A 234-nucleotide genomic window follows, 5' to 3' on the forward strand; every position below is an offset into this window, starting at 1 on the left:
GCACCGCACCGAGTATTACCAGCAATTAATTAAGCTGAGCGTACAGTGGGCAAAAACACCTGCAGCCGCTGCTATGCAAGCTTATGATAAAAAGTTTATAGCTGTTGAGCTTGGCATATTCAGCCAGTGGTTAATGCATGACTTCATTGATTGTGAACTAACAGCAGAGCAACAAATGCTGTGGCAAACAAGCTGTGATCTGCTTAGTAATACCATGCTTGCTCAGCCTAGCGT

1 protein-coding gene is annotated in these 234 nt (G+C 44.4%); it reads left to right on the forward strand.

Annotated elements, in window-relative coordinates; genetic code table 11:
* The coding region (locus AAEY88_RS15585; protein WP_350563853.1) for a hypothetical protein at positions 1–234 on the forward strand (234 nt) is incomplete at both ends.

This window comes from Psychrobacter sp. CAL346-MNA-CIBAN-0220, from assembly GCF_040309805.1.
GTDB lineage: Bacteria > Pseudomonadota > Gammaproteobacteria > Pseudomonadales > Moraxellaceae > Psychrobacter.